Source organism: Sphingobacterium cellulitidis, assembly GCF_043187465.1.
Lineage (GTDB): Bacteria > Bacteroidota > Bacteroidia > Sphingobacteriales > Sphingobacteriaceae > Sphingobacterium > Sphingobacterium cellulitidis.
In genome coordinates this window covers 1,240,586-1,254,424 of record NZ_CP171136.1, presented here as the reverse complement: position 1 = coordinate 1,254,424, position 13,839 = coordinate 1,240,586, and the positions used below count along the sequence as shown (strand labels likewise).

The window sequence follows — 13,839 nt, the reverse complement described above, 5'->3', positions numbered from 1 at the left end:
ATGATGAGAAAAACCTATTTGAAATCTATATTCAGCAGCAGTCTCAGTCTACTTTTACTGACTTCCTTGAACATTTCATGTCAGCAAGAAAAAAAGACAGAGGACGGCTGGGAAAATTTATTCAATGGCAAAGACCTCAGTGGCTGGAAAAGTTTAGCTGGAAAAGCAGACTATCATGTTGAAGATGATGCGATCGTTGGTGTAATGACCAAAGGTACACCCAACTCCTTTTTGGTGACTGAAAAAGAATATGGTGACTTTATTTTAGAATTGGATGTAAAATTAGAAGGAAGTACGACCAACTCTGGAATTCAAACCCGGAGCCATTTTGATTCAACAGCAAATAATGGTAGCGGTAGAGTTTATGGAAGACAACTTGATATTGACCCTACGAACAGAGCTTGGACTGGTGGAATATATGATGAAGGTCGTCGCGAGTGGTTATATCCTTTGGAATTGAACCCTGCAGCAAAAACTGCCTTCAAGCCCAATGAATTTAATCATTTTCGTATTGAGGCCATTGGTAATGTAACAAAAACTTGGGTCAATGGTGTGCCAGCTGCTTTTGTAATTGATAGTTTGGATGATTCTGGATTTATAGCCCTTCAAGTACATAGCATCCCTGACTCATTGGATGGTAAAAAAGTTTATTTTAAAAATATTAAGATCCAAACCAGTAACTTAAAACCTCAAGAATTTCCTCAGGATATTTATATCGTAAATACAAAGTCCAACGATCTGTCAGAGGCAGAAAAAGCAGCTGGTTATAGCTTATTATTTAATGGAAAAGACAGTCAGGGTTGGCATAGTGCTCGTGGAGATAAATTCCCTGAGAAAGGTTGGAAAATTGAAAATGGCTTAATCGAAGTTCAAAAATCAGATGGCGCCGAATCCACGAATGGTGGTGACATCATAACCGATAAACAATATAAGGCATTTGATCTTGCTTTTGATTTCAAATTGACTCCTGGAGCAAACTCTGGAGTTAAATACTTCGTTACCTTGGATGAAAAGACAGCTGGCTCAGCAATTGGTCCAGAATATCAAATCCTGGATGATGAACTTCACCCAGATGCTAAATTAGGAAAGGATGGCAATCGTACTTTGGCTTCCCTTTATGACCTGATTACTTCCGACCGTAACCCAAGACCAAGGAAAGCAATTGGTGAATGGAACCGCGGCAGAATCGTAGTTACTCCTGATAACCACGTTACCTATTATTTAAACGGTTTCAAAATGTTGGAATTCGTGCGTGGCTCTGATGATTTCAGAAAACTCGTTGCCGGAAGTAAGTATAAGGATTGGAATAAGTTTGGTGAGGCTGAACAAGGTCATATCCTATTGCAGGATCATGGAGATGCAGTAGCCTTTAGAAGTATAAAAATTAAAGAACTTTAAGAGCATAAAAAAAGAAGGTGTCTAAAAAGGCACCTTCTTTTATTTTAATACCTTTCTTGATCTCAATTATATTTTCATAAACAATATTAAGCTGCAAGTCGATTTTCTGTACTTTTCATCACGCTGATAGCTTGATTTATCGCAAATAGGGAGTTGTTGCCACCAGGTTTACCAATTAAAGTTTTGTTTTTCCACTTTTTTGCCCATTTTCTTAGGTTATGGGCAATAGCCATCAATCCGAACTCCACAGTAACTTTCTCGAGTCCTTTCATACTAAAGCGGGTAAACTTGTTGTTGCTTTTCATCTGTCCAAATACCGCTTCGACTTCCACGGGTCTTTTGCTTCGATGGTATAGCCCTTGTGTCGATAGTAGTCTTTCTCTAGCTTTAGCCTTGAGCCAAGCAAGGCGGTGATTGACTTCAATCAGACGATTGCCCTGTGCTTTATGACACCCATCACGCATCGGACAGCCCTCACATCGCTGAGCTTGATAGCAGCTCACCTGGGCGGCATATCCGTTGGTACTGACCCTGGTTGTTTGTCCGACAAAGCTTAGTTTCTGTCCTGCCGGACACACATAAAAATCCTCCTGATCATTGTAATATAGGTTCTGTACCGAAAAAGGATCCTGCTTATGCTTTCGCTTCTGCTCCATATGGAAGTAATTGTACTTGATAAAAGCGGTTATATCCTGTCCTTCCAACAACTCATAGTTCTGCTCACTGCCATATCCGGCATCTGCGACGATTGACTCACTTTGTTTTCCGTAACGGGACTCAAAGCCTTCCAAATGTTCCGGTAGGGTTGTCGTGTCTGCGGTAGTCTGATGGATACTGTAATGGGTGATGAACTGTTCCTCGGTACTGATCTGTGTATTGTAGGCGGGTTTGAGTTGACCGTTCTTCATGTGATCCTCTTTCATGCGCATAAACACAGCATCGGTATCGGTCTTACTATAACTATTGCGATCCCCTAGTATTTTCAGCTGTTCTTCATATTTCTGCAATCGTGGCAAGTAGTCATCTTCGAGTTTCTTAAGCTGCTTATCGGTAGACTTATTGGCCACTTTGAGCTTTGCATTGATCGCTTTGATCTTTTCCTTCAGCTGCGTGCTGTCGATAGCCTTGCTAACTTCTTGATTGCCTAATGTAGATTGGTCTTGGGTAATCTGCGCATCAATATCGGCAAGAACCGAAGCGATGTTCGCTTCTAACTTTACCTTGTTTTTCTCAACCGATTTCTTCCATACAAACGTATAACGACCAGCTGCAGATTCGATCTTGGTACCATCAACATACTGAACTTTCAGGCTGACGTACTCCATTTCATGTAACATCCGGACGATACTTGCAAACAACTCCTGTATTTGCCCCTTAAGACGCTTCCCCCTGAAATAGTTGATCGTACGATAATCAGGGGTACTGTTGCCAGAAAGCCACATGAAATAGATGTTCTCTTGTAAGGCGCGTTCAATCTTTCGGCAAGAATAGATATTGCTTAAATAGGCGTAGAACAACACTTTGATGAGCATCCGGGGATGGAAACTAGTAGTGCCTCCCCCTTTATAAAGTCGGATAATATGATCCAGATCCAACTGATCAACAACCTGATTCACCAACCGAACAGGATGGTTCAATGGAATACGATCAAAAATATTTTCAGGAAATAGACTCGGACTATTGGATGGAAGAGCTTTGAATTGTATGTTTGCCATATTGTTTTTTGGGTGCACCTTAAGATACTAAATCTTAAGGACAAAAAACAGAAAACCCCGCCATTTTTTAATGACGGGGTTATTTTTTTTTAGAGACCTTATTAGACAGCCTCTTTTTTTATCAAATGCAGACCTTATAAGCTTGATTTAAAATCTTTTATTTTAGATTGAAATCCTTCAAATTCAGCAGCCTGCTGGTTGATAAAACTATTATCCTCAAGTCGCCCAACAACTTCATTCATTTCAGCTTCAGATTCATAAACCATTAACCTAAATGGATTGTGATAATCCTTGCTTCTTGATTTATAGATTTCATCACATATCCACCTTTTGGTCTCCAATGCTTCATCAAATAGAGTATTCCAGAAATCTGAATCCCAATTTGTGGAATCTGTCTCCGTAATCTCTTGCAAGGATGCTAAACTGTGTACAAGCTTATCTTGGATATATTCACTACTCAATTGATGGTAATTCGAATGAACCTCATCCCATGAATTGATTTTTTTATCCTTTAGATTCTGTAATAAAGAGTTCAATTTATTCACAGGAACCAACTGACTTCCAACGTTTTCAAACTCCTCTCTTACCAAACCCTTAGATGCTATTGTACGAATACTGTTTGTAAAATCAGCTGGATCTATCAAATCCAAAACCTGACAAACTGCATAATATCGAATCAACTTTTTGAATAATTGATAAGACTCTTTAGGCTTTAGCAATACTACTTTCCGCTTTGAAAATTCAGCATTATCCAAGAAGATTTCCTCCGATGATTTATCTGAACTCTCCAACCAAGCTAAAGGATCAGCTGTCTGCAAAGATTTTTTAACAGCCACCTTTATCTCTTCTATCCCAGTAAACAACTCATTCACTGTATCCGGAGCTAGGATATCATATTCAAAATATTGGTTTTTAAATGAACGCTTATCACGACTTAGGAACTTATTGGTATTACGCATTAATGCATACATATTATACATAAACCAATAACCAGGAACAATAATCAGGCGGTCATGAGTAACATCATTACTTACTAATGAAAATGGAAATTTAATATCCAATTCATGCAGGAAGTCACCTTTTACAATTAAGGTATAGGAGGCAAATCGAGAGTTATGTTTCAGGCTCACACATAAGCCTGGCCAAAAGCCTCGACCTGCGATAATTTCACCATCTGCACCTCTTGAGTTATGATTCGAACCTACTGTAGCACCCGCAGCCATATTACTTTGACCTTTTATCAATGCTGCGCATAAAAAGGAGTTATTATGATGCTGCTCATGTGCAGGGAAAATAAGTGAATTCAACACCTCACAACAAGAAATAGTGGAGTTATCTCCCAAGAATGAGTTAATCAACCTCGCACCATATTTCAACTGTGAATAAGAGGATAATATAAAACGAACAGCTTTAACCCCATAAAACACACGACAACCATATCCTATGATACCATTTACCAACTCACAGCCCTCGCCTATTTGAGTATAAGCCTCCGAAGTGGAATTAATGGTCACATTCTTCAATTTACTGATTCCTTTGATATAGGCATCAGAACCGATTTTAACATTCTTGAAAGTATGCGAATTTTTGATAACTGTACGGTCTCCGATTTCGCTGTAATAGCCCCTGATATCATTGAATTTTTCATTGGTAATATCATAAAACCGCTTTTGAAGTTCCTTATCTTGACGATTACGCGTCCAAAGATAGACATCAGCCGCTTGCATGCCATCAAATGGCAATACGGCGCGACCTCCATTTTCATTACATAATTCTAAAAATATCCGACTTGTATCAGGATCTCCTGCCTTCAAGATACCGTTCCCGAATTTAGCATTGGAACTGGTCTCCATCTCATTAACATTTAATAAAATTACTTCATTTCCAACAATAAAATGAGCAATATAACGGACTTGATGCAGTGCCACACAGTCGCCAAGATCACAAGAAATAATTTGAGAATTATAAATCCCTGCCGGTAAGCGGATATCTCGATATTCAAGATAAACCTCTTCCATATCACCAATCCGAATCAAACCAAAGAACTTAGATCTTTTGATCTGTCTTGGAAGAAATTTATCTGTAACCAGGACATCATTCCAATTGGTAGATTCATTATGATTTAGCTCGAGAATACGAATTTCCTCCTCGGTTAGATTACGATATTGCTTGTTGGATTTATTTTGTTCAAACCGAAGGTAGTATTCATTCTTCCCCTCTGGTAAATATTCGGCGGGTATGAAGTCATACCCGATCCGATTTAATGGTAATTTTATTATATATCCCATAATACTATTCCACAGTTACTGATTTAGCTAAATTCCTTGGTTTATCAACATCTAAACCGCGGTATACCCCAATGTAATAGGACAGTAGTTGCAATGGCACTACCGTTAATAATGGAGCTATAACTTCATCAGCCTCTGGAACAACCATCACATCATTGGAGATGCTAGGTGTGATTTCATCTCCTTCTGTCATAACAGAGATAACCATACCTTTTCTGGCTTTGATTTCTTGGATATTACTTACGATTTTTTCATGGTAAGCATCTTTACTCGCAATAAAAACTACTGGTAATTCTTCATCAACCAAGGCGATTGGACCATGCTTCATCTCAGCAGCAGGGTATCCTTCAGCATGGATATATGAAATCTCTTTTAATTTCAAGGCTCCTTCTAATGCCGTTGGAAAATTATAGCCACGACCTAAGTATAGAACATCGCGTGCATCCTTGTACTTATAAGCAATGGCTTTAATATTATCTACTTCGTTGTCCAATACCCATTGAACTTTCTCAGGGATATCGTTTAACTCTTTACATAATTCATCAAATCGTTCGTCACTGATAGTTCCTTTTGCCTTAGCAAGTTTTAATGCAAACAACATTAATACAGCCAACTGCGCAGTATAAGCTTTTGTACTCGCTACACCGATTTCTGGTCCAGCATGGGTATAACATCCCGCATGGGATATCCTAGCGATCGAAGAACCTACAACATTCACAATGCCGAAAATAGTAGCCCCTTGCGCTTTAGCACGTTCTAATGCAACTAAGGTATCAGCTGTCTCTCCACTTTGCGAAATAGCAATGATTACATCATCTGAACCAATTACTGGATTTCTGTATCTGAACTCAGATGCATACTCCACTTCCACATTCACCCGGCATAACTCCTCGATTAGATACTCTGCAACAAGACCAGCATGCCAACTGGTTCCACATGCTACAATAATGATACGTCGAGCATTTGCTAATTTATCTTGGATGGCATCTACTCCACTCAGAATAATACGATGTTCATTTAAAATCAATCGTCCTCTAAGTGAATCTGCAATCGTAGTGGGTTGCTCAAAGATCTCTTTTAACATAAAGTGATCATAACCTCCTTTTTCAATCGCAGCTAACTCAATATCCAACTTTTGAACAAAAGGAGTAATTACTTCATTTCCTAAATTCTTCAAGATTAATTCATCCGGCTTTACGATAGCCAATTCATAATCATTGATATACACCACTTCTTTGGTGTAAGCAAGCATTGGGGAAGCATCAGAACCTAAGAAATGTTCATTTTTTCCAATTCCAATTACCAAAGGACTTCCCTTACGGGCAGCAATGATCGTATCTGGCTGATCGGCAGCAATGATTAAGATCACATAAGCTCCTGTTACCCTTTTCAAGGCAATACGAATTGCTTCTTCTAATCCACATTCATTTTTTGCTTGAATATCTTCGATAAAGTTTAAAAGGACTTCTGAGTCGGTATCTGATTTAAATTCGTATCCAGCTTTAGTAAGTTCGTTTTTCAGTTGGGCATAATTCTCGATAATACCATTATGGATCATCGCAAGTTTCCCTGATTTGGAATAGTGAGGATGCGCATTTCGGTCCGAAGGCTCACCATGCGTCGCCCAACGTGTGTGACCAATTCCCGTTGTGCCAGCAGTAGATTGGTCTCCAACAAATTCTTCAAGTGCAGCTACTTTACCTGCTTTTTTATAGACCATCAAGGAATCTCCCTGTTGAAGTGCAACACCCGCACTATCATAACCCCTATATTCTAATTTCTTTAGGCCATCTATCACAATGGGATAGGCTTGGCGAGTTCCGGTATAACCGACAATTCCACACATACTTTGTTCTCTTTTAATTTAAGTTTTAAAATATTGAATAAATATATAAAATTTCTTCATGCAATCGTTTGCGCGCATTAAAAAACAAAAACCGAACCAATCTGGTCCGGTTTTGTAATTAATATTTTTTTATTCAAGTTCGAACTTATAGCCAACCCCTTTTACCGTAGTGACATAGCTATCTCCGATCTTCTCTCGGAGCTTTCGAATGTGTACATCGATGGTCCGATTTGTAACAACGACTGAATCCTCCCATATCGCTTTTAAAATCTGTTCCCGCGTGAAGACCTTATTAGGTTTCGAAGCGAGTAGATATAATAACTCAAATTCTTTCTTCGCTAAAACGAACTTCTCATCCCCTCTAAATACCAAAAATGAATCCCTATCAATAACTAGGTCCGCAATCTCTAATTTATCAGTCACCTGATCATCGATGACCTCCGTTGTATTTCTTCTTAAAATCGCATTAATCCGACTCATTAATGCCCTTGGTTTGATAGGCTTCGCAATATAATCATCTGCCCCTACATGAAAACCAGCAATCTCAGAATATTCCTCACTCCGCGCTGTTAAGAAAACCATAAAAACCTGTTTGAATTCAGGCATAGAACGCATTAATCGACAAGCTTCTATCCCATCCATCTCAGGCATCATCACATCTAAGATGATAAGGTCCGGAAAAACCTCTTTGGCTACTTTAATAGCTTCTTTCCCATTCGAAGCCGTATATACTTGGTACCCTTCCTTGGTTAAATTGTACGAAATAAGTTCGACAATATCCGATTCATCATCAACCACAAGAATCTTTTGATTATTGGCCATATAAGCTGTTTTTTTTGCTAAAGGTATATACTTAATTATAAAATAAAGTTACCTAAAAGTTATGAAATTGTTAAGCCTTAAAATAGACTTAACAATCTATTCTTATTTTATTAAGGTTTTCGTTAAAAAATCTTCTAATTGCTTACCTCTCAAATTCTTAGCAATAATCACTCCTTGCTCATCTAATAAGTATGATGCAGGGATGCCTTTTATCGAATAATCAATAATCAATGGCGAACTCCAAGCCTGTAAATCAGATATATTGGTCCAAGTCAATTTATCATCTTCGATCGCTCGCATCCATGAACCTGGGTTATTATCCAATGAAACTCCTAAAACAGTAAAATTACGATCTTTAAAAGCATTATATTGTTTGACGATATTAGGATTCTCTTCCCGACATGGCATACACCAGGAAGCCCAAAAGTCTACCAAAACATATTTCCCTTTATAATCAGACAATTTAACGGTTTTATTATCTGGTGTATAAGCCAATATCTCGGGTGCTACTTGACCAACAGCCAATTTCCTCAACTTATCAACCTCTGTCTTAAACTCATTGACAAAGCGGTTGTTCGGAAATTCATCCTTAATCTTGTCAGCGTAGGCTATTAATTCTGGCTCGGCCATTTCAGGATCCAAAGTGCTCATGACATAAAAACCTGCTAAATCATTATTCTTTTGTGCAAATGATACCGCCTCAGCAATATAGTTTTTAAAGAATGGCTCAAACTTCATCAACATCTCCGAACGTAGGTTTTGAATACCATTGGCATCCATATCCGCCGTCGCACTGGAAAATGATTGTTGCAAGGAATCTCTCACAAAATCAATCCGTGATTTCTGAACAGCAAATTCCTTTAATTTTTGAGATAACTCGGAACCTTGAATATCATACTGGTCTGGACTCTGTAGATTAACATTGAATTCAACGGCCTTACCTGGTTCTAATATTATGGGATATCTATTTTTCCCAACTGCCAATGTAAGCAAACGCTCTTGGGTAGCTGGTCTCTCAAATTTAAACCTATTACCATCTGCAATAAACGTGGAATCTAACTTTTGATCACCCTCATAAAAGCTAACGACTTTTACATTACCTGGGTTTTCTATCACTCCAGAAATTTGAATGGTATCAGAATTTGAACAGGCAGCAAATGTTGTTGCCAATAGTCCTACTAATCCAATTTGTACTGCAAACTTTTTCATTCCTTTATTTTATATACTCTCTAGATTTTGAAATGGCTTTTTCTAAACCTGAAGCATCCTTACCTCCAGCAGTAGCAAAGAAGGGTTGACCACCTCCACCACCTTGGATTTCCTTCGCTAAATCCCTAACGATATTTCCAGCATGCATTCCTTTTTCCTTTGCCAGGTTATCAGAAATCATCACTGTAATGCTTGGCTTACCATCAATGACTGCACCTAAGACAATGAAAATATCATTAATCGCTCCTTTTAAGGTATAAGCCAATGTTTTCACAGCATCCACGCTCGGAAGATCAACAATCGTAGCAACATAGTTGATATCCCCAACTTTTTCTAACTTCTTCTCGATCTCATCCTTAAGACCCTGAGACTTCTCTTTTACGTAATTCTCAATTTCTTTCTTCAATGAATTATTCTCATCCAACAACTTGGAAAGTGCTGAAACAAAATCCTTCGGATTGTTCATCAATTCCTTTAAGTTATCCAATAATTCAAAATGCTCCCGAATAACCAACTCAGAGCGTGTACCTGTAATGGCTTCAATCCTTCTTACACCTGCAGCAACCGCTGATTCTGAAAGAATTTTAAAGAATCCTATTTGACCCGTCGCAGCTACGTGAGTACCACCACATAATTCCTTGGAATAAGTATCGTCGAATGTAATCACACGAACATGATCACCATACTTCTCACCAAACAATGCAGTAACTCCCGAGTCAATCGCCTTTTGGAATGGCACATTGCGCTCTTCTTTTAATGGAATATCCTGTCTGATCTTCGCATTGACAATATCCTCGATTTGCTTAATTTCCTCATAAGTTAATTTGGCAAAATGAGAAAAGTCAAAACGTAAAACATCTGGAGAAACCAATGAACCTTTTTGATTCACATGGTCACCTAATACCTGCTTCAATGCAGCGTGTAGCAAATGCGTAGCCGAGTGGTTCGCCTCTGTATCTTTTCTTTTCTGTCCATCCACAACTGCCTCAAAACTTCCTGTTAATACAGAAGGCAATTGGTTCACAAAATGAATGAACAATCCATTCTCTTTTTTCGTATCGATAATACTTACTTTTTCATTGGTATCCAACGATCGAATATAGCCCTTATCACCAACCTGACCCCCACCTTCTGCATAGAATGGTGTTTCAGTCAATACCAACTGGAATTGATCCTTCCCTTTACTTGAAACTTTTCTATATTTTACAATCTCAGTATTAGCATTTAAGGAGTCATAACCTACAAATTCACTTTCTTCATCATCATTCACCAAAACCCAATCTCCAGTATCAATTGCTGTCGCTGCTCTCGATCTTTCTTTTTGCGCCAATAATGCTTGTTGAAATCCATTCATATCAACGCTCAACCCTTGTTCTCTTGCCAATAATTCGGTCAAGTCAATTGGGAATCCGAAAGTATCGAATAGTTCAAAGGCAAATTCACCGTCAATGGTCTTATTATCACTTGCATAAGATTCAAAACGTTGAATTCCTTGGGTTAAGGTTCTCAAAAACGAAACCTCTTCTTCCAAAATCACCTTTTCAACAAAATCCTGTTGTTGGTATAACTCATCAAAAACACCTTTGAACTGCTCTGCCAATACTGGAACTAATTCATGAATAAATGGATTTTTAAAATGAAGGAAAGTATAAGCATACCGAACCGCTCGTCTTAAAATACGACGGATCACATATCCTGCCTTATTATTTGATGGCAATTGCCCATCTGCAATCGCAAAACTAACAGCACGAATATGATCAGATAATACTCGCATTGCGATATCTGTCTTTTCGTCTGCTCCATATTCAATTCCTGATTTCTTCGCTATAAATTGAATCAATGGTTGAAAAACATCTGTATCATAATTCGAAGATTTCCCTTGGATAGCACGAACCAAACGTTCAAAGCCCATTCCCGTATCCACATGTTTAGCTGGCAAGGAAACCAAGCTACCATCTTTTAGCCTGTTGAACTGCATAAATACCAGATTCCAGATCTCAATAACCTGCGGATCATCCATATTTACCAAATCCTGGCCTTTTACTGCTTCGCGTTCTTCTGTTGAACGCATATCATAATGGATCTCGGAACAAGGACCACATGGACCCGTGTCACCCATCTCCCAGAAATTATCTTTTTTATTCCCTAATAGAATTCTATCTTCCGGAATTAATGCTTTCCAAAGATTGAAGGCCTCTTCGTCTCTTTGCAATCCTTCTGTTGCATCTCCCTCGAAAATAGTGACATATAAACGGTCCTTATCTAATTTTAATACCTCCGTCAAAAGTTCCCACGCCCACTCAATCGCTTCTTTCTTGAAATAATCACCAAATGACCAATTCCCCAACATTTCAAATAAGGTATGGTGATAGGTATCTATCCCTACTTCTTCAAGGTCATTATGCTTACCAGAAACACGAAGGCAACGCTGAGTATCCGCAACACGAGGATATTTTGCTACAGCTTCTCCTAGAAACAACTCCTTGAATTGGTTCATCCCTGCATTTGTAAACATTAATGTAGGGTCATTCTTCACTACTACAGGTGCTGATGGAACAATTTGATGCCCCTTACTTTTAAAAAAATCTAAAAAGGCTTGACGTATATCTCTACTAGTCATTTAATTCGTATCTAATTTTAGCTGCAAACTTACTTAAATTTGATGAGGAAACTCCCCCTTCAAGCCAATTTTTATTAATATGACGCATATTTTTACTAAATTTATCTCAGGAAAAACACACAACAAAATAATTCATGGAAATGACAATTATTGTCCCAACTGATTTTTCTGAAAATGCAAGATTCGCGGCCGATTATGCATGCCAACTTGCCCAAGGAAAAGGTCATAACATCCACCTACTACATTGCTATACGACAAGCTCTGTCGGTGAAGATTCTTCTGAGGAAAGCAATGGTTCCGGCTTATTGGCGGATCAAAAAATTCAGGAACTCCAAACACAACTGGTTAAATCATATCCTGATCTGCATATCAGTATTGAATGCTCCAGAAGTTTAATCATTGATAAATTGACTGAATTATCGCAATCTGGGAAATATGCCTTAATTGTCATGGGAGCATCTGGAGCCAGTCAATTGAAATCCTTATACTGGGGCTCGACAACCGTCGCTGTCGCTTCCAAATCAGAAGTGCCAGTAATCGTTATTCCTAATCAAGCATTTACTTTTGATATTAACCACGCAGCCTTATTAACAAACTTTAAAGCTGCCGAACTTGATACTCTAAAAGAGTTTCAAGAAATAATCGGAATTCCGAACGACCTTACATTAATCCATGTTTTCAAAGATGGGCCTAAGCCAGAAAATGTAAAAGATGATTTAAATTCTTGGGCTTATAATGTTCGTGAAATGGGAGCCATTCACGAGGTTCTAACAATTGCCGAACCTATCAACAAAGAAGACATTGAATTGGATTCTGTCCCTGAAATGGTGAGTAAGATCATTTCTGAGGTCAACCCTCAAATTATATTAATCACACCAAGTAGAAAAACATTCTTCGAAAGATTGTTTAAGCGTTCTGTTTCTAAGGCTTTAGCCCTAGAATTAAACAAACCCGCATTTTTCGACAAAATTTAAAAAACTATACAGCATGAGTAAATTACTTATACCGATTGACTTTAGTGAGAATTCTGATAACGCAATCCATTATGCTGCTGAAATCGCTCAGCAAACAGGTCAGGAAATTGACTTGATTCATGTGTTCTCACAACATTCAAATACCTATGCGAATGTTAAAGGAGATACTCCTTTAAATGACCCTAGAGTTCCAGAAGCTGAACAGAATATGATTGCAACTCTTGAAAAATATCAGCAAGAATTCCCGTCTGTAAAGCTAAATAGCATTTTCAAAGATGGAAACCTATATGATGAAATCAAGGCTGTAACCAACGCTACTGCTTATGATGCCGTTGTAATGGGGACACATGGTGCTTCTGGATTAGATGCTGTATTTATTGGAAGCAATACTTATGATACCATTTCTAATACCACTACTCCAGTTTTAGCAGTTCCTGAAACATCAACAAAATTCAAAAAAGACAATGTTGCCTTGTTATGTAATTTCAAGGAGGCTGAGCTAACTGCATTACAACAAGCAATCCCTTTGTTCAAAACTGATTACCGTTTGATTTTAATCCATGTTAACACAACGGATAGACCTATAAAGGATATTGATGCTGATTTTAAAAATTGGATCGATAGAATTGAATCTGAATTAGGTATTTCAGATATCTCTTATATTATCAAGCCTCAAACTTTGTTCATGAGACAAAAAGAAACCGTTGCCCAAGCAATAACCTCTGTCCTATTAGATGAACAAGTAGATATTTTAATTCTTACTAAAAGTAAAAAAAGTGTTTTCAGACAATTGACGGAGTCAAATGTAATTAAGAAAATGGCTTTTAACATTCAAATTCCAACCTTTTTCGCCAGAGTACTGAAAGGATAGGTATAGAATTTTGACTACAAACACATGATATTTTATGCACTGTTGCCAAAACGAATTGTTTTGGCAACAAATTTGCCTTGCCAAAGACATAAAAGC

9 protein-coding genes are annotated in these 13,839 nt (G+C 38.1%); 3 read left to right on the top strand and 6 right to left on the bottom strand.

The window, feature by feature from the left end:
* Positions 1 to 3 precede the first annotated feature (3 nt).
* On the top strand, positions 4 to 1,398 hold the full coding sequence (locus ACF3OC_RS05395; RefSeq protein ID WP_094280538.1) for a DUF1080 domain-containing protein: 1,395 nt from the start codon (positions 4 to 6) through the stop codon (positions 1,396 to 1,398).
* An 86-nt stretch (positions 1,399 to 1,484) separates the two neighbouring features.
* Here ACF3OC_RS05395 and ACF3OC_RS05390 read toward each other — a convergent pair whose 3' ends face one another.
* The 6 genes from ACF3OC_RS05390 to alaS all read right to left on the bottom strand — a co-directional run bounded on the left by ACF3OC_RS05390 (position 1,485) and on the right by alaS (position 11,898).
* Complete coding sequence (locus ACF3OC_RS05390; protein WP_392470412.1) at positions 1,485 to 3,113, bottom strand: IS1182 family transposase; 1,629 nt, start codon at positions 3,111 to 3,113, stop codon at positions 1,485 to 1,487.
* Between the two features lie 134 nt (positions 3,114 to 3,247).
* Entirely contained in the window at positions 3,248 to 5,401 is a 2,154-nt protein-coding gene (locus ACF3OC_RS05385; protein WP_094280373.1) for a DUF4954 family protein, read from the bottom strand.
* Positions 5,402 to 5,405: 4 nt separating this feature from the next.
* Complete coding sequence (glmS, locus tag ACF3OC_RS05380; protein WP_094280372.1) at positions 5,406 to 7,247, bottom strand: glutamine--fructose-6-phosphate transaminase (isomerizing); 1,842 nt, start codon at positions 7,245 to 7,247, stop codon at positions 5,406 to 5,408.
* A gap of 129 nt (positions 7,248 to 7,376) precedes the next feature.
* The gene (locus ACF3OC_RS05375) at positions 7,377 to 8,069 is read right to left on the bottom strand and encodes a response regulator transcription factor (RefSeq protein ID WP_094258209.1); all 693 of its coding nucleotides are present in this window, start codon (positions 8,067 to 8,069) and stop codon (positions 7,377 to 7,379) included.
* 102 nt (positions 8,070 to 8,171) lie between these two features.
* Positions 8,172 to 9,278, bottom strand: a complete 1,107-nt coding sequence (locus ACF3OC_RS05370; RefSeq protein WP_094280371.1) for a TlpA disulfide reductase family protein — start codon at positions 9,276 to 9,278, stop codon at positions 8,172 to 8,174.
* 4 nt (positions 9,279 to 9,282) lie between these two features.
* Positions 9,283 to 11,898 carry an alanine--tRNA ligase gene (alaS, locus tag ACF3OC_RS05365; RefSeq protein ID WP_094280370.1) on the bottom strand — a complete coding sequence of 872 codons (2,616 nt, stop codon included), beginning with the start codon at positions 11,896 to 11,898 and terminating at the stop codon, positions 9,283 to 9,285.
* 134 nt (positions 11,899 to 12,032) lie between these two features.
* Here alaS and ACF3OC_RS05360 point away from each other — a divergent pair, with 134 nt between their 5' ends.
* The gene (locus ACF3OC_RS05360) at positions 12,033 to 12,872 is read left to right on the top strand and encodes a universal stress protein (protein ID WP_094258206.1); all 840 of its coding nucleotides are present in this window, start codon (positions 12,033 to 12,035) and stop codon (positions 12,870 to 12,872) included.
* A 13-nt stretch (positions 12,873 to 12,885) separates the two neighbouring features.
* Positions 12,886 to 13,743 carry a universal stress protein gene (locus ACF3OC_RS05355; RefSeq protein ID WP_094280369.1) on the top strand — a complete coding sequence of 286 codons (858 nt, stop codon included), beginning with the start codon at positions 12,886 to 12,888 and terminating at the stop codon, positions 13,741 to 13,743.
* Positions 13,744 to 13,839 lie beyond the last annotated feature (96 nt).

What these genes read in the sequence shown, in the direction of transcription:
- ACF3OC_RS05395 (WP_094280538.1), top strand. Translation starts at nt 4, where the DNA reads ATGAGAAAAACCTATTTGAAATCTATATTCAGCAGCAGTCTCAGTCTA.
- ACF3OC_RS05390 (WP_392470412.1), bottom strand. Translation starts at nt 3,113, where the DNA reads ATGGCAAACATACAATTCAAAGCTCTTCCATCCAATAGTCCGAGTCTA.
- ACF3OC_RS05385 (WP_094280373.1), bottom strand. Translation starts at nt 5,401, where the DNA reads ATGGGATATATAATAAAATTACCATTAAATCGGATCGGGTATGACTTC.
- glmS (WP_094280372.1), bottom strand. Translation starts at nt 7,247, where the DNA reads ATGTGTGGAATTGTCGGTTATACCGGAACTCGCCAAGCCTATCCCATT.
- ACF3OC_RS05375 (WP_094258209.1), bottom strand. Translation starts at nt 8,069, where the DNA reads ATGGCCAATAATCAAAAGATTCTTGTGGTTGATGATGAATCGGATATT.
- ACF3OC_RS05370 (WP_094280371.1), bottom strand. Translation starts at nt 9,278, where the DNA reads ATGAAAAAGTTTGCAGTACAAATTGGATTAGTAGGACTATTGGCAACA.
- alaS (WP_094280370.1), bottom strand. Translation starts at nt 11,898, where the DNA reads ATGACTAGTAGAGATATACGTCAAGCCTTTTTAGATTTTTTTAAAAGT.
- ACF3OC_RS05360 (WP_094258206.1), top strand. Translation starts at nt 12,033, where the DNA reads ATGGAAATGACAATTATTGTCCCAACTGATTTTTCTGAAAATGCAAGA.
- ACF3OC_RS05355 (WP_094280369.1), top strand. Translation starts at nt 12,886, where the DNA reads ATGAGTAAATTACTTATACCGATTGACTTTAGTGAGAATTCTGATAAC.